This window comes from Ruegeria marisrubri, from assembly GCF_001507595.1.
Taxonomy (GTDB): domain Bacteria; phylum Pseudomonadota; class Alphaproteobacteria; order Rhodobacterales; family Rhodobacteraceae; genus Ruegeria; species Ruegeria marisrubri.
Map to the genome: position 1 here is coordinate 1 of NZ_LQBQ01000002.1, position 23999 is coordinate 23999.

21 protein-coding genes and 1 pseudogene are annotated in these 23999 nt (G+C 57.3%); 12 read left to right on the plus strand and 10 right to left on the minus strand.

Features of this window, described 5'->3' with window-relative positions; translation table 11 throughout:
- Nucleotides 1–82: 82 nt before the first annotated feature.
- The 6 genes and pseudogenes from AVO45_RS19640 to AVO45_RS04345 all read right to left on the minus strand — a co-directional run bounded on the left by AVO45_RS19640 (nt 83) and on the right by AVO45_RS04345 (nt 5372).
- Entirely contained in the window at nt 83–388 is a 306-nt protein-coding gene (locus tag AVO45_RS19640; protein ID WP_157770094.1) for a hypothetical protein, read from the minus strand.
- A 419-nt stretch (nt 389–807) separates the two neighbouring features.
- Entirely contained in the window at nt 808–1707 is a 900-nt protein-coding gene (locus AVO45_RS04320; RefSeq protein WP_068344719.1) for a plasmid partitioning protein RepB C-terminal domain-containing protein, read from the minus strand.
- Nucleotides 1707–2318: a plasmid partitioning protein RepB C-terminal domain-containing protein gene (locus AVO45_RS04325; RefSeq protein ID WP_240482067.1), complete on the minus strand. Its 612-nt coding sequence runs from the start codon at nt 2316–2318 to the stop codon at nt 1707–1709. The genes AVO45_RS04320 and AVO45_RS04325 overlap by 1 nt, the downstream gene beginning before the upstream one ends.
- Nucleotides 2319–2368: 50 nt before the next feature.
- Nucleotides 2369–3498, minus strand: a protein-coding gene (locus AVO45_RS04330; protein ID WP_099045711.1) for an IS3 family transposase whose coding sequence is annotated in 2 segments (ribosomal slippage) — nt 2369–3255 and nt 3255–3498 — 1131 coding nt in all. Because the reading frame shifts where the segments join, the coding sequence is not laid out codon by codon here.
- 63 nt (nt 3499–3561) lie between these two features.
- Nucleotides 3562–3831, minus strand: a pseudogene (locus tag AVO45_RS04340) (ParB N-terminal domain-containing protein); the annotation flags it as partial.
- Nucleotides 3831–5372: a recombinase family protein gene (locus AVO45_RS04345; RefSeq protein WP_276202392.1), complete on the minus strand. Its 1542-nt coding sequence runs from the start codon at nt 5370–5372 to the stop codon at nt 3831–3833. The pseudogene AVO45_RS04340 and the gene AVO45_RS04345, both read right to left, overlap by 1 nt.
- 124 nt (nt 5373–5496) lie before the next feature.
- Between AVO45_RS04345 and AVO45_RS04350 the strand changes: the two genes are divergently transcribed.
- The 5 genes from AVO45_RS04350 (at nt 5497) to AVO45_RS04370 (ending at nt 9718) form a co-directional block, all read left to right on the plus strand.
- Nucleotides 5497–5883 (plus strand): hypothetical protein, encoded by a 387-nt coding sequence (locus AVO45_RS04350; RefSeq protein ID WP_068344724.1) that lies wholly within the window; start codon nt 5497–5499, stop codon nt 5881–5883.
- A 339-nt stretch (nt 5884–6222) separates the two neighbouring features.
- The gene (locus tag AVO45_RS04355) at nt 6223–7389 is read left to right on the plus strand and encodes a tyrosine-type recombinase/integrase (protein ID WP_240482068.1); all 1167 of its coding nucleotides are present in this window, start codon (nt 6223–6225) and stop codon (nt 7387–7389) included.
- A gap of 26 nt (nt 7390–7415) precedes the next feature.
- Nucleotides 7416–8516: a hypothetical protein gene (locus tag AVO45_RS04360; protein ID WP_157770095.1), complete on the plus strand. Its 1101-nt coding sequence runs from the start codon at nt 7416–7418 to the stop codon at nt 8514–8516.
- 110 nt (nt 8517–8626) lie between these two features.
- A complete protein-coding gene (locus AVO45_RS04365) occupies nt 8627–8836 on the plus strand; it encodes a MerR family transcriptional regulator (RefSeq protein WP_068344727.1) in 210 nt (69 codons plus the stop codon).
- Between the two features lie 246 nt (nt 8837–9082).
- Nucleotides 9083–9718 (plus strand): hypothetical protein, encoded by a 636-nt coding sequence (locus AVO45_RS04370; RefSeq protein WP_157770096.1) that lies wholly within the window; start codon nt 9083–9085, stop codon nt 9716–9718.
- 478 nt (nt 9719–10196) lie between these two features.
- On the opposite strand, the gene AVO45_RS04375 is transcribed toward AVO45_RS04370, so the two are convergent.
- Nucleotides 10197–10817: a TetR/AcrR family transcriptional regulator gene (locus AVO45_RS04375; protein ID WP_082688658.1), complete on the minus strand. Its 621-nt coding sequence runs from the start codon at nt 10815–10817 to the stop codon at nt 10197–10199.
- A 222-nt stretch (nt 10818–11039) separates the two neighbouring features.
- Between AVO45_RS04375 and AVO45_RS04380 the strand changes: the two genes are divergently transcribed.
- The 6 genes from AVO45_RS04380 to speB all read left to right on the plus strand — a co-directional run bounded on the left by AVO45_RS04380 (nt 11040) and on the right by speB (nt 17448).
- Entirely contained in the window at nt 11040–11909 is an 870-nt protein-coding gene (locus tag AVO45_RS04380; RefSeq protein WP_205627850.1) for a BMP family protein, read from the plus strand.
- Between the two features lie 74 nt (nt 11910–11983).
- Nucleotides 11984–13510, plus strand: coding sequence for an ABC transporter ATP-binding protein (locus AVO45_RS04385; protein ID WP_068344838.1), 1527 nt, complete (start codon nt 11984–11986; stop codon nt 13508–13510).
- The gene (locus AVO45_RS04390) at nt 13510–14622 is read left to right on the plus strand and encodes an ABC transporter permease (protein ID WP_068344730.1); all 1113 of its coding nucleotides are present in this window, start codon (nt 13510–13512) and stop codon (nt 14620–14622) included. Before AVO45_RS04385 ends, AVO45_RS04390 begins: the two co-directional genes overlap by 1 nt.
- Nucleotides 14619–15560: an ABC transporter permease gene (locus tag AVO45_RS04395; protein WP_068344731.1), complete on the plus strand. Its 942-nt coding sequence runs from the start codon at nt 14619–14621 to the stop codon at nt 15558–15560. The genes AVO45_RS04390 and AVO45_RS04395 overlap by 4 nt, the downstream gene beginning before the upstream one ends.
- Nucleotides 15560–16462 (plus strand): polysaccharide deacetylase family protein, encoded by a 903-nt coding sequence (locus AVO45_RS04400; RefSeq protein ID WP_240482069.1) that lies wholly within the window; start codon nt 15560–15562, stop codon nt 16460–16462. The genes AVO45_RS04395 and AVO45_RS04400 overlap by 1 nt, the downstream gene beginning before the upstream one ends.
- 23 nt (nt 16463–16485) lie before the next feature.
- Entirely contained in the window at nt 16486–17448 is a 963-nt protein-coding gene (speB, locus tag AVO45_RS04405; protein WP_068344732.1) for an agmatinase, read from the plus strand.
- A gap of 965 nt (nt 17449–18413) precedes the next feature.
- On the opposite strand, the gene AVO45_RS04410 is transcribed toward speB, so the two are convergent.
- From AVO45_RS04410 to AVO45_RS04420, 3 genes are all read right to left on the minus strand, one after another.
- A complete protein-coding gene (locus AVO45_RS04410) occupies nt 18414–19898 on the minus strand; it encodes a sensor histidine kinase (protein ID WP_240482070.1) in 1485 nt (494 codons plus the stop codon).
- A 308-nt stretch (nt 19899–20206) separates the two neighbouring features.
- The gene (locus tag AVO45_RS04415) at nt 20207–21340 is read right to left on the minus strand and encodes a response regulator (protein WP_068344733.1); all 1134 of its coding nucleotides are present in this window, start codon (nt 21338–21340) and stop codon (nt 20207–20209) included.
- Between the two features lie 368 nt (nt 21341–21708).
- Nucleotides 21709–22458: an acyl-homoserine-lactone synthase gene (locus AVO45_RS04420; RefSeq protein ID WP_082688661.1), complete on the minus strand. Its 750-nt coding sequence runs from the start codon at nt 22456–22458 to the stop codon at nt 21709–21711.
- A 524-nt stretch (nt 22459–22982) separates the two neighbouring features.
- Here AVO45_RS04420 and AVO45_RS04425 point away from each other — a divergent pair.
- Entirely contained in the window at nt 22983–23921 is a 939-nt protein-coding gene (locus AVO45_RS04425) for a response regulator (protein ID WP_068344735.1), read from the plus strand.
- The last annotated feature ends 78 nt before the right edge of the window (nt 23922–23999 follow it).

Consider the following 23999-nt stretch of genomic DNA (forward strand, 5'->3'; position numbering starts at 1 on the left):
AGGCACCCGCATTGACCACAACATAACCGATGAGACATAAACAAAGGTGGGTCAGTTCTCGGTGAAAATACCGGGTCACTTCTCAGCAGAAATCAACATCTGAGACTTCAAAGACATCAGTTTCCGGTGCGGCACTTACTAACTGGGCAGATACGGACTTGAAATTCTTGCTCCACGGATACGGAATGAATGGCTTGCTGAAGGGAGGATGAATTAGCGGAGCCATTTGCTCCAGTACTCGCCCCTCATTTTCCATCTGTGATGCCAGAACAAACTTGTTGAACGCCTGAGTTCGTTGTGGGCTTTCTATCCATTCCTGAATGCAGCTGTGATCAGCCTTCTTCTGCACGTATTCCGTTGCGTATCCTTTGGCGAGGCCTTCGTACACGTTTCCCACTCTCATTATTATTGCCGTGTGTCACCTGGCACATGCCGGCGTTCCAAGAATTCTTCGCCCACTTTGAGGTTATATCTGAGCCGAAAAAGTAACTGGAAACAATCGATTCCTCTGCTTCGAAAGGAGCATAAACTGGTCATGCGACCACAATAGGGCAAAGGTACGGCTTTGGTTATTGTCGAGCCGGAGCGTCTTTCCGTGGGGTGAGTCGCTCCGGCTCCCATGCGAGGTAATTCTCGCAAATCTGGCCGAGTGGATAATCTCGGCTTGGTGGGCCCCGCGCGGGTTCGCCGCCATCCCCACCGCCGCGCTTGATCCGCCCCACTGTGCGGCGTCTCCTGCGGTCCCCGCGCTTCTATGGGTCCGGGTCCCCGAATGCAGCCCAGCCGAAATTGACCGAACTGCTTGGATCAGGAGGCCAAGGCCTCCGTCTCCGTGATCTTTTCGAACTCAGGCAGAAACTCGGGATGATACATCTCGAGGTACCGCGTAACGCGTGCATTGGTGATGAGCTTTGAGACATAGCCACGCGCGAGAACCAGATCGAGGTGATCACTGCCATAGGTGTCCTCGACCAGGCGCAACTCTCGCTCCAAGTTTGCGGACTCGCGCTCCATCAGCTCGAGTTGCTGTCGGGAGATCCCTTTCACAGCTTTAGGCTTCTCCGGATCTTTCAGCTGGCTTGCCGGTGTCGCCGCCAGAAGCGAGCGGGCGTAATTGACGGTGTATTTGTTCATCGTCACCATCAGCTCCGCGGCTTCGATCTGGCGCATTGGCTTCATCTTCTTCAGGATCTGGAAACCTGTCAGCGCGACCTGCTTATCCTTGAGAAGCTCAGCTGCCTCTGGGCAGATGCCGTCCAGAAGTCGCTTTTTGTCCTGCAAGGATTTGACGTTCACGTTGAGCGCCCGGGCCAGCCGTTCTTCGGGTACACCGCGCTCGAGCGCTTTCAGGATCATCTTGTGTTCCTGAATGGTGGCAAGGCGGCTGATGCGCTTGTTGTAGGTAAAGGCCTCATCGTCCGTCGAAACCTGACACGGCGCGTCCTGCTCACCGAGATCGACCAGGATCGCGAGGCGCACGTGCCCGTCGAGCAGCATGTATTTCTCGGGATCGGCTTGGTCGCGGACGACGACGAGGGGCTCAACGAGCCCGACCTCTTTGATGGAGGCGACGACCTGGCGGTATTTCACCGTTTCCTTGGTTTCTTTCCGAACGGCGTAGAGCGGGCAAATCTGCTCGAGCGGCAGGTGAATCAGCTCTTTCTCAAACGCCATGTTGATCGGCTTGGAGCGTCCGGATCGCGTCATCAGATGTCTCCTGTTCGAGCGGACAGGCGGTCAGAGAGGTTCTTCGGAATCGTCGCCAATCCTTCGGCTCTGAGAAGCGTGACGAAGTTTTCGTCATTCAGGAGTTTGCGAAGGGCCTCCGTGATGAACATCAGCTCGTTGCGTGTCGCCGTTGCCTTGCGCAGAAGAACCTGTTTCTTTTCGACATCGTTCTGATAGGTGCGGATCAAGCTTTCGACCGACAGCGTTCGTCTCTTCTTTCGGTCCGCGCTCGGTTGTCCTTTCCCGTATTGCTGACGGGCCTCGACCAGGCGTTTCGCAGCCATCAGTCGGCCACCGCGCAGCTGGTTGTTCTCGTAGGCCTCGCGTAGAACGTCCTGCACGTCCGTGTCTTTTGCCTCCGCGATATCGACGGCGACGCTGACCGGGAGCTTTCCGCTTTCAACGGCTCTGAGAAGTCTGTGCTCGCCGCTCTCGAGCAGCCGAAGGACGCCGCGGACATATTTTAGTGAGAGCTGGGTTTTGCGGGCGATTTCTGGGCCAGAGTAACCGCGCTCCTTCAAACCTTTGATGTCACGCAGAAGGTCGAGCGCCCGATGCTGCCGGCGCGCTAGGTTTTCTACGAGGCTCATCACCAGACAGTCTGGACCTGTCACGCTTTCGTGCCGCTCCGGTTGCTCACTTAAGCGACCTTTCGTTCGAAGGCCAAGGGGCTTTTCCAGCCCAATGCTGAGTGCCTTCGACGCGGATTGTAGAAGCCGTTGATGTATTCGAAGATGGCCATCTCAGCATCGCGACGTGTCCGCCAGGATCGCTGCCACAGCAGTTCCGCCTTGATGGTCTTGAAGAAGGTTTCTACGGCAGCGTTGTCGTAACAATTCCCGGTCCCGCTCATTGATACCTCGAAGCCGTGCTGGCGCAGGACCTTCTGGTAGTCGTGGGAACAGTATTGGCTACCGCGGTCCGTGTGATGGATGCAGCCTTTCGATGGTCGCCGCAACGCAATAGCCATGTTCAACGCCCGGATCGCCAGGTCCCGCTTCATGCGATTGCTGACGGCCCAGCCGATCACCCGCCGGGAATGCAGATCGAGGATGACCGCCAGATACAGCCAGCCCTCTTGGGTCCAGACATAGCTGATGTCACCCGCCCATTTCCGGTTCGGACGGGCTGCCGAGAAGTCCCGGTTCAGCAAGTTCGGTGCGATGTTGAAGCTGTGGTTGCTGTCCGTGGTCGCCTTGAACTTCCTGTTCCTTCTAACCGCAATGCCGTTGTCACGCATCAAGCGTCCGATGCGGCGGTGGCCGACTGGCAGGCCCAACTCTTTCAATTCCTCGGTCATGCGTGGCCGGCCATAGCTGCCGAGAGACAGGGCGAACTGTTCACGGATATGAGCCAGCACAACCATGTCCTTGCGTTGGCTCTGGCTGAGGGGACGGCTTCGGAAGGCCCGATACCCCCGCGGGCTGACATCCATGATCTGGCAAAGCCGTTCGACGGGCAACATTTCGGCGTTCTTTGCGATGAAAGCGAACCTCATTTGCTTCGCTCCGCAAAGAACTGGGTGGCCTTTTTTAGCACGTCCCTCTCCTCCCGGAGCATACGGTTCTCTTTCCGCAGCTCGGCGACCTCGCGCTCGAGATCGGATTGGGCGGCTGGCTTCTCAGGATTGCGCCGATCCTGCTGAATCCAACGGCTCAACGTCGAGAAGCCGATACCGAAATCGGCTGCCACTTGCTTACGAGGCAAGCCGCTCGTCAACGCTACGCGCACTGCCTCGGCGCGGAATTCCGGGGTTGGTTTCTGTGCCATGATGTCTCTCCTTTGTGGCAAAATACCAAGTCAAAGGAGCGGAACAATTCCGTGACAGGTCCAGTCTTCGCTGCTGGCGTCGATGACGATCGCCGGGATTTCTGATTGGCCAAGCTCTTGGAAAGCCTCCAGCCGCCCCTGTCCACAGACCAGATCGTATCGCAAGCCATCCTCGCTCTGGCGGGCTGCGACAGTGATCGGCCGTTTAAGTCCGAGCTCGGCAATGTTGTCGACGATCTCTCGGAAAGCTTTTCGGTTCCTCACGCGCGCGTTCACTACTGTGATGCGATCCATCGGGATCAATTCAGCGGTTTGGGATTGCGGGTCTGCCATCAGGCCACCTCCGGAACAGGAACGTGGATCGCCATATCGAACAAGGGGTCCAGGGTCTCGAAGCGATAGGCATCGAGCGACAAGCCGTTATGCTCGGCCAGGCGGATGCGGGGGAGAGTCATGTCGAGGCTTGGGAGGAGGTAGTAGTCGAGCGGCCGTTGGTTTGGCCGATCCATGCGCACCGCAATCGTGATGTCAGGTTTGAGGCTCATGTCGAAGCGGATATTCCACCGCAAAGAGCCCGCACTGGTTTCGCTGCAACGGACGATGACGAGAGACGCGGTGAATTCGCCGTTTATGGTGAGCAGGTCTGTCTTGGCGTGTCGTTCGACGCTGCCGCCCGAAGCTTCGATGCCGGCAATCGTCTCGGCGACAATATCCGGATGAAGCTCGCGTAAGCGTCGATTGACCTCGATATATCTGTAGTCCCGATCTGGCTTGAACCCGACCAGCCGATAGGCGCGCAGCAGGCTCCCAAACCGTGACCGATACGCGCTGCTGGATGGCAGCGCGTCGGCTTCGTCTATGACGAGACCGGACAGAAAGCCCTGGGCCTCGAATACCTCCTTCAAGCCCTCGAGCATTTCGTCGTCGGTGAGCTTGCTCGATCGGGCACTGATGATGGCGTTGGCCGCTGCAAACAGATCCGGATCGACGATCCCCTCGAAGGCACCCTGGGCGCGGACCCAGATCTCAGGATCGTTTTGCACACGCCGCTTCTTCAGTTTGAACGAGCTGCGGTTCCAGACGTTGTTCCCGATATACTTCTCGTTGATCAGGATTTGGTGCACGGTCCCGCGGGTCCAGGCGCGGTCGAGGTCCGTAAGAATCCCGCGGGCATTGAGAGCCTCGGCAATTTCGGTCTCGGATTTCAGGTCTTCAACGAAGGCTTGGAAAATCTCTTGGACGACAGCGATCTCTTCCGCGGGCCCCGGGACGAGGGTGACGCGATCCGTCTGGATGCTCTTGTGCTGACCGCGTTCCAGGATGCCCTTCGTTACCCCATGCTCGTCTATGAGCATGCGCCGCAGGCCGAAGCCGGGTGGGCCGCCTTGGCGATAGCCCAGTTCGATCAAACGGCTTTGACCGGTGAAGACCTTTTGCGAGAGTTCCCGGCTGTACTCGCCTGCCATGGCGCGCTTGACGCCTTTGACGATCGTAGAGACCGGGCTGCCGTCGTTCTCGAATTGCTCGGCGCAATAGATGACGGAGATGCCGGCGCGTTTGCAGATGTACTCGTAATAGGCGCTCTCATCCGCATCCTGAAACCGCCCCCACCGGCTGATGTCGTACACCAGCACGGCCCCGTAATCTGCGCGACCTGATTGAATGTCATCGATGAGCTGCTTGAGCCCATCGCGCCCTTGGATCCTTAATCCGCTCTTACCCTCATCCGAATACGTTCGGACGATCTCGATCCCGCGCTGCTCTGCATAATGCGCGATCGCATCAGACTGGTTCTCGGTCGAGTAGCGTTGGTGCTCGGTCGACATGCGAACGTATTGAGCAGCGCGCCGAGGCGGCGCTCCCCTTGGCGCCATTGCGCCTCCGTCATGTCCGTCCCTCCAGCTCAAGAACCGAGCCTTTCATTTTTCGCCTTCGGCAAGTCACGGGAAATGCCCGTGATTCCATGGGGCCGAAGCATAGACGCGGAGGTTCGGAAAAATGTTTCCTAAGATGGGCAAGACTTTTCCAGATGACGACGAAGGGAAGGTCGATCGACTAAAATACCAAATGGCCATTTCGGCCGCGTTGAAGCGGGAGCTCGGCGGATCTCATCGGGCGATCAAGATCGTGATGCGCTGGACGGGTGTCTCGGAGCGAACAGCCAAGAACTGGCTTGCCGGCTCCCACGGTCCGGCTGGAGAGCACCTGGTCGAGCTCATGCGGAATTCGAACGAGGTGTTGGCAGCCGTGCTTTCGCTGGCCGGGCGAGGTGAGTTGAAGATCGGGGCGGGACTTCACGAAACCCGCGAGAGCGTTCTTCAGGTGCTCAATGTCTTGGACGGCCTTCTCGGAACTTCCGAGGCAGGGGCTGGTGAAAACGAGTAGGCGGTGTTTCGCGCCAGGTGCGCGGCACTCCTGAGTAGAGTGACGTTCAGTTCGAAGTCGCTTCGCTCGATTAAAACCGAGAAAATTCAGAAAGTTAGAAAGTCGCCCGGAGTTCGCCTGGTGTTCGCCTGGTGTTCTCGTGTGCCGCCCTTTTAGTAGAGACTGGTTCGCATTGGTCTCCCAGCACCGCCACCCACCCATTTCACTCAGTTCTTGTGGCATGTGCAACATGCCGTATCTCCGCAGATAATAACCACTTATCGTTTCGTAATCTCATATTGAGTTTTACTGGATTGCATATATCATTGTTCATTGAGTGGTATGTTTTGTGGTATTCATGTGTCTGCCCTGAGCGGGAAGTTAACCAAGAAGCTGGTGGAAAATCTGGGTCCGGGTCGGCATGGCGACGGTTCTGGCCTGTATCTTGTTGTCGATCCCTCTGGCGCGCGGCGCTGGATCGTACGGGTCACGGTCAAGGGACAGAAGAATCGCAAAGGCGCTCCGCTACGTACGGATTTCGGTTTGGGTGGAGCAGATGTGGTCACCCTGAACCAGGCACGTGAAAGAGCGCTCGAATACCGCCGCATGGCGAAAGCCGGGTTGAACCCGCGTTTCAATGCGCAGCGAGAAGTCCCAACCTTCGAAGAACTCAGCCGTCAGGTTCACATCGATCGCCTGCCGACATGGAAGAATGCCAAGCATGGTCAGCAATGGCTCAACACCTTGCGCGACTATGCGTTCTCCAAGATCGGCCGCATGCCCGTGGACAGCATTGGTCAGCCCGAAGTGCTGATGTGCCTGTCCCCCATCTGGACCGAGAAACACGAAACCGCAAAGCGACTGTCGCAACGTATCAAGACGGTGCTCGACGTGGCAAAGTCCAAGGGCTTTCGCTCAGGCGAGAACCCGGTGACCGCGATCCGCGAAGGCAAGGTGCTGCCCACCGTCAAGGCCAAGGTCCAGCACCATGATGCAATGCCGTGGCAAGAGGTGCCCGCGTTCTATGCCGAGTTGCAGGCCCGCTCAGCCATGGCCGCCAAGGCGCTGCAGTTCACCATTCTGACCGCCTGCCGGACCTCTGAAGTGCTGGAGATGAAATGGCCCGAGGTCGATGTTGATGCGCGGCTGTGGACCATTCCTGCGGAACGCATGAAAAGCGGGAAGGTCCATCGAGTGCCTCTCACCGACGAAATGCTGGGGATTCTGGAGCCGCTGCGTGCGTTGGCCTCTGACTATGTGTTCGAGGGGCAAAAGCGGCATCAGCCCCTGTCAAACATGTCCATGCTAATGTTGCTGCGCCGGATGCGGCAGGATGGCGTCACTGTGCATGGCTTCCGCAGTTCGTTTCGGGATTGGGTGGCGGAGGCTGCAAACGCACCGCGCGAGCTGGCAGAGGCGGCCTTGGCCCATCAGGTTGGTTCGGATGTGGAGCGGGCCTATGCACGGTCGGATTTGTTGGAAAGGCGGCGTGAATTGATTGAGCGCTGGTGCAGGTTCATTTGCTAACGACATGATCGGAGGAAACGAGTTTATTGGAACGGTTTTCGGAAGAAGAAATTGAACGGTTAAACAGAGTTCTTTCCTATGAACTAAACCCATTCGTTCATGGCGAGGGCAAAAAGAAACCAGTTCCAATTGGCAGGAAATCGAAGGACTGGTTATTCGAAACTCGAATGAATTTACCTTCCGATGCGAATGCCGAGCTCGACCGGATTGGTTTCGACGAGCTGCCAGATCAAGTTCGCATCCAAATTTTGAACGAGATTTTGGAAGAAAGACAGGTTAGTTCAGCGCCCAAATGGTGGGAGATGAATTTCTTTCAGTTTTCCATAAATGACCTCTGGGATTTTTTCGTGGAGCAATGTCGAAAAAACTATGAAATTGACCACACGAGAGAGTATTTTGACTTTCTCATTGCATCGTTAGATGAGTTGGAAGAGGCTCGGCATATCCTTCGAGTTAGCAAAATAAACAAAACCAAATACTCCCAAGAGCAGATAGATGCCGCGCTCGCAGTTTTTGATAGAAGCTACCCTCTTGACTTCAGCGACTACGAAGAAGTTCCACAGCGTTCGAGGAGTCCGCTAGACAAACTAAGAGAAGCGTTGGCATTCGAGCTCAAGAAGCTCGATTCAGTATTCAGTAAGCGTTGGCTTGAGTTCAAAATACTGGACGAGTTAGCGGGGTTTAAAAGTTACGTTCATGATGGTTCAAGGGATAGCGAACTGAGCAAAGCCTTAGCTGGGCAATTGCGACACTATATGTACGGCGAACTCATGGCATTGGGTCGGATGGTTGAACATTACCGCTGGAAGTTCAGCTACGAGGATGCAGCAATAGCAGGAATGCAGTCGGCCAATATTCGAAAAAGGGCAGGTGACGCAGGTGCGCGTGCGTCCCGGGAACGCAGGTTGGCCAACCTGGAAGTGCTGTTGCAAGAGATCGAGAAACTGGGAAGTGCCGCTGGTCTCATAAGCGAAGATCGCATTGTGGCCGAGGCTTTTGAACGTGCGCGCAAACAAAACCCTCAAATGCCTCAGTCCAATAAAACGGTGGAAAACTACCTCACTACTCTGAGATCTGAAGAGCCTTTCAAATCAAGGTACGAAGCGGTGTTCAGGAAAAACGCTTAAGCGTTTTCTCACTTCGGGAAGACGCTTAAGCGCTGGAAAAAGTCTGGTGACACTTCGGCAAAGCTGCCCATAATTGGGAGCCATCGAAACAGTCCAGAAGGATTTCAACGATGGCAAACGTCTTCAACGACGACCGAGTCTATTTTCCAGAAGACCCAGAAATGCAGTTGCTGGGAAATCGGGAAAAGCTGGCTCAATGGCGCCACCGCATGTGTGGTCCGGCCTTTATCCGCATCGGTCGGCGGATCGCCTATCACGGTGCTGATTTGAACGCCTGGCTGGCGGCTCAGCGCACCGATCCCAACAACGAGGCTGCATAATGAAAAACCCCAACTCCACGCGCGGAGTCGGGGCTTTTCCCGTGACATCAGCTGCCACCGTCGCAAGTCCAGATGATGCCACAGGAAACCCCGCGCCGACAAGACAGAACGAGCGCCGGTACTACTGGTCGCCTATGAGCCATTCGGTTGAACGGGTGATCATTCGGAAAGGGCGGATCGAGCATGGCTGACATGTCCTTCACCAAGTCCCTCAACAATAGTCACGACTGTGGGCCGGAGGCAGGCATGAGCAAGACCACGAAGGACACCGGCAAAACATTGAAACCTTCTGAACCTGAGCTCACTGAAGCAGAGGCAGCTGCAGTTTTGGCTGTTCGGGAAAAGAGGCGGTCGCATGTAAGAGCACCGGACTTGAGGCTCGATTTCGATGAGGGCAAGCGAAGCCTCACTGTGGGACACAAGGGCAAGGAGCCGTTGGCGGCGACCGCTTTGGCAATGCATGAGCTTGGGACCGCGGACTCAAGGTTCTTCGAAGGCGTAGTGGAGCAGGTGGCGGCTCTTGGCAAACAAGGCAGCGCTGTTTCTGAAACCTCCTCGAACTTTGTACTGTCCGTGGTTGGAGGTGTACAGCCGCAGGACGAAATAGAGGCAATGCTGGCGATCCAGATGGGGGCCATCCACCAAGCAACCATGATGATGGCGCGCAGGCTAAATCATGTCGAAACCATCCCGCAACAAGATGCAGCGGAGCGTGCGCTCAACAAGCTGGCGCGTACATTCACAAGCCAGGTTGAGACATTGAAAAGGTACCGCTCAAAGGCGGATCAAACTGTCCGGGTTGAACGCGTAGAGGTGAAGGAAGGAGGGCAGGCAATTGTCGGCAATGTCCACCATAGGGGGCAGGGCAATGACAAAAAGTGACGTCAACCTCATGGACCCTACCAAGAGGCTTCGAGAGGCGCCAAGATGCACTGCGACGGCAAAATCCTCCGGCAAACGGTGCAGAGCGCCCGCGGTTCGAGGCTGGTGTGTTTGCCGTGTTCATGGCGCGCGTGGTGGACACATTGCGGGCCCATCACATCCATCATGGAAGCACGGTCATCGATCTCAAGAGGCGAAAGAGATGAGAAAAGCAGTCGTTGATTTGATCCGAACCCAACGAAATTTGGAGAAATTGATCAAATAGGGTTCAGGTGTTACCGCCAGTGTCCGGTTGCCCTATGAAAGCGGTCATCCAAAACCGTCAGTGAAATGGCTGTTTTGAGCCCAATAGAAACGAATGCTGCACTATGAACGAATGGGAAAGGATGCAAGCAAGCTGTCATTGCCCATATTGGCACCGCACAAGATCGAACATTTCAACGGGGGCATCCCAAGACCAGACGAAAACCGATGAAGCTCAATGATTGCAAAAAAGTTTCGACAATTGTTCAAGGTCCTGGCGGAATTTCTCGTCTGCATCGTCCAGGCTGACGCTGTCATCGGCTATGAACTGGAAGAAGCGGATGTTCTGAAGCGAAAAAAGGCAGTCCGCCAATGCATCCGGATTGACCTCTTTCGACACGGTTCCCTGCTGTTGAAGGGACCGGATCAACCCTGCCATCTTGCCGATCAGAACCTCGTCCAATGCGGTGTATGTCCGCCCGAAATCTCCGCTGCCGTCATGGATCGACGCCGAGACCACCTCTCTCCAGGTAGGCTTGCGCAGATACGTCATGGCGTGTTTGCGCAGGATGCGGCCAAATTCCAGCACCGCCGGAACCAGATCGCCCTGCCAGCCATCCGTCAGGTCATCCAACTGCTGGATCAGGATCGTGTCGCTTTCCCCAACCAAGGCCAAGAGGATGCCGGCCTTGGTTCCGAAGTAGTTGTAGACCGTGGCTGGCGAGACATCTGAATCGGCGGCGATGTCCTCGATCTTCACCTCTGTATAGCCGATTTTCTGGAATTTTTCCCGCGCAACGTCAAGAATCCGCGCCCGCCTCGATGCTTTCTGTCTTTGCCTAAGGCTCTGATTCATAATGATCCTTTCGTGATGTAAACATGATCATTACATGTAATTCAGAGCCATCTCAATAATAAGATTGACATAAAACTTATAGTCACTCTAAATTTATGCTACATATAACCAAGGGAGGTCAGAAGACCCATGCGTCGTATTCTATTAACCTGCAAGGCGTTGGCGGTCGGTGCCGCCTTGACCGCCGCATCTGTAACCGCGACTTTTGCCGAAGACTTCAAAGTGGCCATCGTACTGCCCGGTGTCATCACCGACGGGTCTTTCAACCAGGCGGGCTACGAGGGTGTTCAGCGCGCTGCTGAAAAGCTGGGGATCGATTTTGCCTATTCCGAGAAGACGGCCCAGCCGGATCAGCCCGAGGCGCTGTCGGATTATGCCCGTCGCGGTTATGATCTGGTGATCGGACACGGGGGCGAATTCCAGGAATCGGTCGACCGTATCGCAAGGCGGTTCCCCGACACGAAATTCCTAATCGTCAACGGAACCGAGCCCGGCGACAACGTGGCAACGATGAGCTTCGATTTCCCCGCCCTGGGCTATGTGATGGGATATGTCTCGGGCAAGACATCGGAAACCGGTAAGGCCGGCTATGTCGGCGCGCAAAAGCTGTTGTTCTATGTTCAGCTTGGCGAGGGCTTTGAAAAGGGCTTTATGGATGCCCGCCCGGATGGCGAGGTGTTCACCGCCTGGACCAATGACTGGGACGATGTCGCCAAGGGCAAAGAAGCAGCGCTGAACCTGATCAGTCAGGGCGCGGATGTCATTTTCCCGTCTATGGACAACGCCGTGGTCGGCAGCCTGCAGGGCGTCAAGGAAAAGGGCGCAATGGCCATCGGCATCTACTATGACGCCATTGCCGACTGGCCCGACACCGTGATCCAGTCGGCGATCTTCGACATGCGCAGCGCGCTCGGAGAGGTCATCGCCAAGGCGCAGGCCGGTGAATTGGAGGGCACCTCCTATATCTTCGGGCTTGAAACCCCCGTTGCAGCCCGAGTCGGCAGTTACTCCGACCGCGTGACGGAAGCCACCCAAGACGAGGTTACCGCGCTGATCGACAAGATCATCGCCGGCGAGGTGGAAACCCACTAGGGTCGCCGAACATCAGGCGCGCGCTTGCGTGCGCCTGAATGTATCATGTCCAACACAGCAACCGGAGCAAACAGATGGGCGGCACCGCTCTCTCCTTGCGTGGGATTTCCAAATTGTTCGGAACCTTCCGCGCGCTTGATCAGGTCGACATGCAGATCGAAAATGGCACTGTCCACGCCATCCTGGGCGAAAACGGCGCCGGCAAGACGACGCTGATGAACATCCTCTTCGGGCTATATCAGCCGGAAGAGGGGCAGATTTCCCTCCGCGGGACAGCCACCACCATTCCGTCACCAAGGCACGCGATGGATATGGGGATCGGGATGATCCATCAGCACTTCATGCTGGTCGACAGCCTGACCGTTGCCGAGAATGTCGCGCTTGGCCTGCCCGGTCAGGGCATGACGCTGGACCTTGACCGGATCGCCGACCGGCTGGCGCAGCTGTCCGCCGAATATGATTTCGACATCGACCCGCATCAGGAAGTCTGGAAGCTGCCCATCGGCATGCGGCAACGGGTGGAAATCCTGAAGGTGTTGTTCCGCGACGCTGACATCATCATCCTCGACGAACCGACAAGCGTTCTGGCCCCCAACGAAATCGCCAGTTTCCTTGACGGGCTACGGCGGCTGCGCGCCCTGGGCAAGACCGTGATCTTCATCACCCACAAGCTGGACGAGGTCGAAGCCGTGGCCGACAACGTCACGATCCTTCAGCACGGGCGCGTCAGCGCCGAGGTCAGGGTGGCCGAGTCGAACGCCAAGGACATGGCCCGGCTGATGGTCGGGCGCGAGGTGGTGCATGACAAGATGGACCGGGGCGACAGCAAGCCCGGCGAGGTGATCTTTCGCGCCGACGGGCTGCGCGCCCGGGATCAGCGCGGGATCGAGGCGCTCAAGGGCGTGTCCATCGAGATCCGCGCAGGCGAAGTTCTGGGCATTGCGGGCGTGGACGGCAACGGGCAGGCGGAACTGGCCAATGTCGTCGCCGGCCTGATGGCGCCGGAGGCCGGTACCGTCACGATCGACGGCGTGGATGTCACCACCAGCTCGGCCCATGCGCGGCGGCACCGGAACCGGTTGTCCTACGTGCCCGAAGACCGCCACCATACCGGGCTGGTGCTGGATTTCACCATTGCCCAGAACGCCATGATGCGGGATTTCAATGTGCCGCCGTTTTCGAAATGGGGGATCATCAACACGTCGCAGGTGCGCAAGACGGCACGGGATTGGGTCGACCGCTATGACGTGCGGATGCGGTCAATTGACCAGAAGGTGCGGTTCCTGTCCGGCGGCAACCAGCAAAAGCTGATCTTTGCCCGCGAGGTGGAATGCGACCCGCGCGTTTTCGTCGTGATGCAGCCCTGCAAGGGGCTTGACGTGGGCGCCATCGAGGCGGTGCAGCGCACGGTCATGCGCGAACGCGCCGAGGGCAAGGCGATCCTCTACATATCGACCGAGCTTGAGCACATCATGACCGTGGCCGACCGGATCGCCGTGATGTGCGCCGGAGAGATCACCGGCACGCTGACGCCGGACGAAGTGACTGACGAACGTATTGGCGCACTCATGGGCGGCCTGTCTGAGAAGGAGGCGGTCTGATGCAAGGCGTGATCCGCTATTTCTATGTTTTCCGGCCGGTCTGGGCCGTCCTGCTGGCGCTGTTCGTCGGCTCGGGGCTGATCCTGCTTGCGGGCGTTTCCCCGATCGCGGCCTATGGCGAACTCTTCAAGGGCGCGTTCCTTGACTACTGGGGGCTGGCCGGAACGCTGGTCAAGACCTCGCCGATCCTGCTGGCCGGGCTGGCGGTGATCCTGCCCTTGCGGGCGGGGCTTCTGAACATCGGCGCCGAGGGACAGATTTACATGGGCGGGCTGTTTTCGGCCATGGCCGCCTTGCTGCTGCCCGAGATGAACCCGTGGGTCCATGTACCGATCTGCATTCTGGCCGGGGCTCTTGGCGGCGGTATCTGGGGGCTGATCCCGGGTTACCTGAAAGCCTATCACGGCATGAACGAGGTGATCCTGACGATCCTGATGAACTTTGTCGCCATCAATATCGTCAGCTATGTCGCCGGTGGCCCGATGATGCAGGAAGGGGCGCCATACCCCTATTCCGAGGAAATCAGCGAAGGGCTGTGGCTGCCCTGGATCATGCCATCGACCGATGCTCATGCCGGGGTGATCATCGGCGTTGCGCTTGCCATGATCCTGTTCTTCGTGCTGCGCTATTCAACCATCGGTTTCGCGCTGGACATGATCGGCAAGAACGCGACAGCCGCGACCTATGCCGGCGTTCCCGTCAAACCCTACGTGGTGGGCGTGATGTTCGCCGCCGGAGCCATCGGCGGGCTGGCCGGCACGTTCGAGGTGCTGGGCCTGAAATACCGGCTCTATCACCATTTCTCGCCGGGCTATGGCTTTGACGGGATCGTGGTGGCCTTCCTGGCAACGGTGAACCCGCTGCTGGCGCCGCTTGCCGCGTTCTTCCTCGCGGGGCTCAAGGCTGGGGCGCTTGTCATGCAGCGTGTCGTGGGGCTGGAAAGCACCGTGATCGAGGCCATTCAGGGGCTGGTGATCATCTTCGTCGCCGCCAGCCTGGGCCTGAAATACGACGCCCAGAAATGGGCGGCCCGCCTGATGCGCCGCCGCAAACGCCTGGACGCCGAACTGGGCGATACATTCCAGCCCAAAGTCGGAGGAGATGAGATATGATCGACCTGCTGACCGATCCGCAGGCCCTGACCGATTTCCTGTCAACCAGCCTGCGTCTGTCCATCCCGATCATCTTTGCTGCTGTGGGCGGGGTGATCTCGGAACGCAGCGGTGTCTTCAACATCGCGCTCGAAGGCTGCATCCTTGGGGGCGCATTCGGGGCCGCGGTGGGTGCCTATCTGATCGGCCATCCTGTTGGCGGGTTGCTGCTGGGGGTCTTCGTGGCGATGATGGCCGGACTGATCCTTGCCGGGCTCGCCGTGGGGCTTGCCATAAACCAGCTTGTCGCCGGGATCGCCATCAACATCCTGATGCTTGGCCTGACATCCTACCTAGCGCGGCTGATCCTTGGCGCCGACGCCACATCGACGCTGCCGGGCTTTGGCCCGATTGCCATTCCGGGCCTGTCGGCCATCCCGGTTCTCGGGCCGGTGCTGTTCGAACAGGACCTGCTGACCTATCTGATGTATCTCCTGGTGCCCCTGTCTTGGTGGGTCATCTACAAGACGCCCTGGGGCCTGAACCTGCGGGCCATCGGGGACTATCCTGTCGCCGCCGACAGCGCCGGTATCAGCGTTCCCAAAGTGCGGCTGTTCGCCGTGCTGGCCAGTTGCGCCATGGCAGGCTTGGGCGGATGTTATCTGGTGCTGAGCCAAGTCTTCGTCTTCACCGAACATATGAGCGCGGGCAAGGGGTTCATCGCCCTGGCGGCGCTGATCCTTGGCCGCTGGAACCCGATCGGTGCCTTGCTGGCCTGTCTGTTCTTCGGCCTTTCGGACGCGATGCAGCTTCGCCTGCAATTCAACAGCCCCGACGTGCCTTACCAGCTCTTTTCGATGGTGCCATTCCTCGCCTCATTTCTGGCGCTGGTGGTGTTTGCCGGCAAGGTCCGGCCCCCGGCCGCCATTGGCATCCGTTACGAAAGGGGAGGCAAGTGATGACCGGACAAGCCATGATCCAGAACCCGGTGCCTTGGCCCAATGGTGCCAAATGCGCCTGCTGCGTCACCTTTGACATGGATGCCGACAGCCTCATTCACCTTGACCACCCGAAAGACGGATACCGACGCGCCTCGGCGATCTCGATGCTGCAATATGGCCCCAACGTCGCCATTCCGCGCATTGTCGAAACCTATCGCCGCCTTGGCATACGGCAGACCTTCTTCATCCCGGCCTGGTGCATGGAAACCTATCCGGATGCGGTCGAGGCCATTCTCAAAGGCGGTCACGAGATTGGCCAGCATGGGTATCTACACGAAAACCCGGTGCACCAGAGCCGCGAGGAACAAGCCGAATGGATGGATCGGTCAATCGAGGTGATCGACCGGATGACTGGCCAGCATCCGCGTGGCTGGCGCGCGCCGCTTTACAATTTCTCGAATCATTCGGCGGAACTGCTGATCGAGCGGGGCTTTCGCTATGACGCTTCGCTGATGGGTGATGACGTGCCCTATATCGTGGACGGAAAAGGCGGCAGCTTTGTCGAGCTGCCGTCGCATTGGGGGCTGGACGACTGGCCGCAATACGTTCAGTCGATGGATCTCGACTACATGATGCCGATCCGTTCGCCGAAAACAGGGTGGGAACCGTTTGTTCAGGAATTCGAAGCGGCCTATCGCCATGGCGGACTGTGGGTGCCGGTCGTGCATCCATTCGCCACCGGCCGTCTGTCGCGCTGGGAGGTTGTCGCAAGCTTTCTGGAGAATGTGCTGAGCCGGGGCGATGTCTGGTTCGCGCCGATGGAAGAGATCGCCGCCCATGTCGAAAAGGTCACGCAAAACGGACAATATACGCCGCGCCGGGTCGCGATGCCGCAATATGCCGGTCCGGTCACGGTCTGAAATCAATAAAAGGGAAGTTTGCAATGTCCAATCATGGATACGAATCCGGCCGCTTGAATCTGCCGTTTGTCGGCATCTGCACCTTCGGGAAACACGCTTATGTTGAGGACTGGGACGCAATAAACGCCGATGTTGCCGTACTGGGCGCTCCGTTTGATTTCGGCTGCCAGTGGCGCTCGGGCGCGCGGATGGGACCGCGGGCAATCCGCGAGGCCTCGACCCTGTTTTCCTTTGGCCATGCCGGCGCCTATGACCACGAGGACGATGTCACCTATCTTGATCCGTCCAAGGTCACCATCGTCGATATGGGGGATGCCGACATTGTGCATACCGATACCGAAAAGAGCCATGCCAATATCGAATACGGCGTGCGCAAGATCCTGAAGGCGGGGGCGTTGCCGGTGGTGCTGGGGGGCGACCACTCGGTCAATATTCCCTGCATCAATGCCTTTGACGATCAGGAGCCGATCCACGTAGTGCAGATCGATGCGCATCTGGATTTCGTGGATGAACGCCACGGTGTGCGTTACGGTCACGGCAACCCGATGCGCCGCGCCGCCGAAAAGGACTACGTGACCGGCCTGAGCCAGATCGGTATCCGCAACGTCTCGTCCACCGCGCGGGACGGCTATGTCGATGCCCGCGCCATGGGGTCGGACATCCAGTCGGTACGTCAGGTGCGAAAAATGGGCACCAAGGCGATGCTGGCGCGTATTCCCGAGGGCGCGCGCTATTACGTGACCATCGACATCGACGCGTTCGACCCCTCGATTGCGCCGGGCACCGGCACACCCAGCCACGGCGGCTTTCAGTATTACGAAGTGCTGGAACTGATGGCGGGCCTTGCCAAGCGTGGCGACATCGTCGGGATCGATCTGGTCGAGGTGGCACCGGATTACGACCGGACGGGATCTACCCAGATACTGGCCGCCCAGTTGCTGATGAACATCATTGGGCGGGTGCTGCATGAGCGGGAAATGAGATAACGGGTCAGTTTGTTGGAAAGGCTGATTGGATTTGCAGAGCAGCCGTTGGCTTTCGGGTAGGGGAATTCTGCTTTGTCCGCTGAGTTGCCACCCGGGCAGTCCAGTTCCAACGGCTGCTAGGTGCAATAATAAGGCCGTTGAGCCCAGATTTCGCGATTCCTCCGCTCCTGTGCGCACCCGCGCGAGGGAAAATCTGTATTACAGATATCAAAATGGGAGGTAGTCGGTACTACCTAAGAAGCACGTGAAGAATGAAGCGCCCCCTCTGCGCGTTCTCAGCAGTCAGCGCTCTGCGGGTATCATCAGCTGGTTGGCGTATCCAAGCAGACATTCTTGGCGCTATGAACCCTGTTACTGAGTGTGGAATTTCCGAAATTTCAACAAACAGTGGTATTTTTTGTGGTATGATTTTCCATCATTCTATTTTTTCATGCATTTTCATTTTGTTATACCTCTTGTTAGGCTGCCTTCGTCCGCCATTACATTGCATAAATAATTGTATTTATTGCATAAATTCGAAGGGCGCGCTATCCACCTGCCAACGCCCCCCAATCTCAGAACGCTATATCTGACACGGATTCACGCAATCGAAACAATGTCTTATTCGCTATTGCGTCGCTTGGCTTGCCTTTTTCGCCCGATATTCTGCCATTGACGCATGGAATATTCTCAACGCTTCGTCAGTCGAAACCGTGCTATCCGCAAGTCCGCCGCATAATCAAACCAACCAGATGAGCCAGACCCTCTCTTAGTTCAGGCGGCCATCTGTCCCAAAATCCCTGACGACGGACAGTTGTAATTCCCGCCGGTTGCGCGGGGTGAGCGGATCCTTCGTCGAGCTTTTGAGTTCCCGATCCGGCGCAACACCCGCAGCAGCGACCAATCGGAGCGGTCCCCAAAGCACCCCCGCTGCCCTTGCGGCGAGCAGTTCCAAACGTCGGGATCCGGATGCCGGTATGGCTCAATCAGTTCGAACGAGCTTCCGGCGAGAAATCCGCCAGGTTCATTTGGACCGCCTTCTTCGATCCCCCCTGGACGTGCGTGTCAGAAGACTCTGCGCCGATATCTCCAAATACCGGGAAATCCACGAAAAACTCCGTACCGACTCCGACTTCGCTGTGATAGTCGATGGTGCCGCCGAAATGCTCGACAATCTCTTTCGAGATGCTCATCCCGAGGCCCGTGCCTCCGACGTGACGCTCGTCCGATGAATCGATTTGCGAGAACCTCTCGAAGACCTTGTCCTTGCAGCCGTCGGGGATACCGACGCCCTGATCCTTCACGAAGATTCGCACCCGCTCGCCGATCCTCTTGCAGCCGACGGTGACCGTGCCACCCTCGAAGGAAAACTTGGCCGCGTTGGATATCATGTTGGCCAACACCTGCATCAGGCGAGATGTGTCACCCTGGATGCAAAGCTCGTCGCGGCTCTGGCAATCCGCCTCGATCCGGACCTTGTGCGCGCTGGCATATCCCGAACAGCTGGCGATCGCCTCTTGGACAAGAGAGCATACGTCAACCGTTTCCATGCAATAGGCCATTTCTCCGGCTTCCATTTTCTGGATGTCCAGAACATCGTTGATCAGGGACGACAGCCGCTCGCTGTTCTTGGTGGCCATATCGATGAGGCTGCGCATTTTTTCGGGTACTTCGCCCAGCGCCCCGGAATTGATCAGGTCAAGTGAACCCTTGATCGATGTCAGAGGCGTTCGAAGCTCGTGGCTGACCGTCGAGATGAACTGGGTCTTGGCAACATAAGCGGCCTTGGTGCGCTCATGTTCTTCCTTGAGCTTTTCCATCTGCTCAAGGTTGGTCCGGTAAAGCTTCAAGAAAACAAGAGAACAGTCGATGAGAAAATACATGACAAACACAACCGTAAAGAAATGTAACCACAAATCAGACGAAAGGTCGGGGCGTTCGACCCAGATATCCTTGACGACAATCACGATGAACGAGGCACCATACATCGTCAGGCGAACAATCAACGCAGAGACGATCTGATGGTTGTTCATCGCGGCAAACAAGGCTGCGGCGAACAAAAAGAACAACGGAGTGAAGTGATCGCCCGCCGGCTGCTCGAAGGCCACTGACACAGCGTACAAGCAGATGGCGGCAGAACTCAGGCTCGCGTTCAGCAACAACCAAATGCGGATCATGGATATCGCTTTGTGCTCGTGCTTTTTCACACTCGCCACACGCTTGGCGAGCAAATAGTCCTGTGCTTCGCAAATGAGGACCGTGCCGTAGAACAGCACCGCCCTGAACGGATCGAAAAAGAACCCGGTCAATACCGTTGCGGCAAGATAAATCGCCTGCCTCTGCCAGAAGAGCACAAGGATCATCGCGGAGTAATCCTTGATGTTCTGCAGAACCCGGCTGTCGGGTACCGTGGAAACTCTGCCTGGTTGCGCTGCTTCGATGGCGGCCATCTCAACTACTTCTTTGTTCATTGCCTCAGGGTAGCTCTAGCGAAACATTGCGGAATCAGTTGGTCACAATTGGGTTCACAGTTTGGCAGAACGCGATCCGGCGCGGAGCGGCCCGACCCGCCGGCAGCAAGATCACCGCCAAAACGGTCAGCCGGATTTGCCCTGATGCGATAACGGGGAACCAAGGCATCCGGGCGGCAGGGCCTATTCCGGACCATCTCGCAGAAAGGGCACAAAACCCGCTTGCGCTCGGCGGTTTTTTTGAACTCCGCCGGCAGCGCGAGGCAACCACCGGGATGAATTCGACAAGGCTGAAACCGGCTACGCGATTATTTTCGCGTCAGGCAACTTTCCTCTCCGACGAGTTCGAGCATCACCCTTTCGTAAACTCGTTTGCGGACAGTCTCTTGCTGCACGGGCTCGAGTTCTTCATTCAGAACCGAAAGGGAATTCACGCCATCGATGAGTTCCAACTCCTGCCTGTTCACGTTTTCCAGCGCTTTGGCCATCGCAGCAAAGGCGCCGGCCCTTGAAATCGAACGCATGGACACACGTTTGCCCATCAAGGCATGAAGCTGACCCGAGGCACCGCGTCTGCCTAGAATCGCCTTGAACACCTGATTCAGACGTTCCTTGGACGGAAGCGCACCGGTGCGAGACCTCCCATGCGTAACGATGAGAAAGGCCCCGCTGCCGCGATAGGAAAACACGGGGGCAGCGTCCTTGGTGGCTATTTCTATGGCGCGACCGAGGTCCGAAACAGCACGCCGGAAATCACCAAAGCTGCTTAGATGATAATAGTTTTCCGCATCCAGCAGCTTGACGGCGGTGACCGACGAATCAAACAGACGCCCCCTGGAAAGTTGATCAATGTAGTTGTCGAACTCGACATACTGCAGAATTCGGTTCGGCCCGTGGATCGACAGGGGATCTTCGAAACTGAACTTCTGATTGTGGTCCAGTTCTTCGCGAAGACATTTCGCCGAGTTCAGGTTCCGCCTGGCTTCGATCCGCTCCTGCTTGAGGAGGTGGGCCGCGCTCATACGATTGCGAAGATCCAGAAAGTCGAACGGTTTGGTGATGTAATCGGACGCGCCTTCCAGAAACGCTTCTTCAACGTATTTCCGGTCACTCATCGCAGTCAGCATTATCGCCGGCGTTTCACTGTAATCTGGCAGGCTCCGGATTTTCTTGAGCAGTTCTATTCCGCTGGTTCCCGGCATCTGAATATCCAGGAGCAGGCAATCGAATGGCGTGTCGGACGCCTTGACGATCTCCAGCGCGCTGGAAGCCGAGTCGGCAACCGAAACGTCGCAGTTTCCAAACGCAGCGAGCGCCGTCTGCAGAAGCTCGAGGATGCTTTGCTCGTCGTCGACGGCCAAGACCTTGAGCATCTTCTGTTTCTGCGCTCGGTGCTCCAGCTTGCGCTGGAACTTCTCTCTTCCCGGGTTCGAATGTTTCATGAGTATTGAACCCCTTTTGACTGTACTTATTGGCCAGCCTAGGCAACGAGTGGGACGAAACAGCGGCAAAACTGAAAAAAACGACTGGGTTTCTGGCGTTTTTTGGGAAATTTTGTGGCGGCCAGTTTTCGGATCGTGTTGTCCGAAGGGGAACCCCGCAAAGAGACCCTAGGTCACGCAGGAGTCGGCTACGGAGATCAGCTTGCCCCGCAACGACAGAGGAAACGGACCGCCTTCGAGATAAGATGCAACACTGCTCAAGCACGCCCGCGAACACCCGACGCGCTGGAACCGCCGCGGCGGCAGCCCCGGATCTTCACTGAAAGCGCGTCAAACCGCCCGCGGTTTCGACGTTTGGGCAAGACCACCTAGTTCGTATGGCCATAAATATTGAACAACACGGATTGACTGACGGTTCCGTCAATAGAGAATTTCGCGCCAATGGGTGTGGCCCCAACCCCCAGTCGCCGCGACCACCGGGACCAAACTGCGGGGACGATCCCAAGCAACCTGGATGCGCCGTTTTCCTTCGCAGCCAGCGTCATGTTGCGAAACAGCTCTTGCTGAACGACGGCTCGGCGCGCCGACGGAACGATATCCGTGATGAAGAATCGCGAGGCCTCCCAGATATTCGGATTTACCGGTGCTTCGAAAAACAGCACATCCGTCGGCAAACTCGCGAGGAGGCCCCTCTGCGCATCTCGCAACATGTAGCTATAGATACCGCATTCTGCCGTGGTAGGGAGCAGTCGCACCCCACCGATTATCTCACCGAATTCATGGAGCACCACCCAGCGGCAGGCCGGCGTGTCATACTGGTCGAACTCCATCCCATCGACTTCGCCCACCTGCCAGTGCAATCGGTCGATGAAGATGGATTTTCGCGCCTCGAGATACTTCGTAAGCAGCGTGCCGTGTTCATGCATGCTGCGAAAACTCATGGTCGTCGCCTTTATGCCGCCAAGGCTTGGCCGGCGCGACGGAAGGCTGCGTCGGAGCGAAAAGATATTGCGCTGTGCAGTTGGTCTCGGCGCAGCCGGAGCATCAACAACAGGCTCCAGTTCCGGAAAAACGCTGGACGCCCGGTGAACCCGTTCAATCCTCAACGACTGAACCATATTTCGCCCCCATTTTTGACACACTTATGACAAAATGCTTTTTGCCAAGTCCACACTTAAGTGGAGTTCGCCTCTGGATTGCAAGCGTTGTGTGGCCGAAACGCACTCCTCCGCACAGAATCCAACCGATGACGGCGCGTCACCTCAGGGGTATCGCCGAAAATTTTTCGTTTAGGCGATAGGGTTAAACGAGCCCAATCGGCCGAGAGATGCAGGCGGATTCCCCGAATTCACGACGCTCGCATGTTATCGCCTTTCGGGCGAGTTTCCCGCGGCAATCCAGCCGTGGCCGGCAGCAAGTTTTCCCAGGGAATTTCCCCCGGTTTCAGCCCTTGCGAACACCCGAATTCTGCGGAAGCCGCCCTTGACCGAAACACCTTGACGCCCCTGACGGGCCATTGTTTCGCCGTTTTCACCCCATAACCTGCAAGAACCCCCCCCGGCAGGTTCGCTTGCAAGGCGTTTCCTGCTCCATGTCCACGTCGGCGGCATATTCGCGCGACGTCAACCAATGGTGACTAGTAATGAGAATACTTGCCGTAGACGACGACCTGAGCATCCTGGAGTTGCTGACCCACATCCTGACGGCTTTCGGGTACGAGGACGTCGTCACTGCCAAGAGCGGTCGCGAGGCGCTCCGGATCCTGTCAGAAACGACAGAGGCTTTCGACTGCCTGCTTCTGGATGTGCAAATGCCTCAAATGAACGGGATAACTCTGTGCGAGGAAGCGCGGAAACTTCCTGACTACAGGTTCACGCCGATCATCATGGTGACCGCCATGGTGCAGAAGCAGTACATAGACGAGGCCTTCGAAGTCGGCGCGACTGACTACGTCACCAAGCCTTTCGAGTTCGACGATCTGAAACAAAGGCTTTCGGATGCGTACAGGCTTGCAGCGGAACGGAAGGCCGCGATCGAGGCGCTCGAAGCCTGCGAACACGCGTCGAACGTAACAAAGGTCAAGCCGGATTTTCATCTGAGTGATCCGCTGCATTTTTCGGACCTGGCGGGTTGCTTCGGTTTGTCCGAATTCGAGAACTACGTTGTCCAGATCGCAACGACACATCCTCTGAACTCGAAAATCGTGGCCGTGAAAGTCACGAACGCCGAGCAGATCTTCAATTTCAGCACCCCCGACGAGTTTCGGAAAATCATGGCTTCGGCAGGCGACGCGCTGTTGTCTGCCACGCAGGAGACGCGCAACTTCGCCACGTACTGGGGAAACGGCGTGTTCCTGCTTGCTCTCGACAACGACGAGGAGCAGAGCGACCATTGGCTGGCACAAAAGCTGTCGGATATCTCTGCCGAAGGCGCCATCGACGCCCTGCCGAACACCAAGCTCACCTACCGGGTTGGCGAAGAAATCAGCCTGCAGGCCGCATCGAAACTGGATGCGATTTTCACGATCAACAAAGCTGTGGAGCAGGTCGAGTGGCCATCCTGGCAGAGGGAGGTCGGCTGAATCCGCCGGGCCATATCTTGGTCTCGCACATCCCTGCTCCCGAGCCGCCCCAATCCTTCTGCCGAACCCTGAAATCAG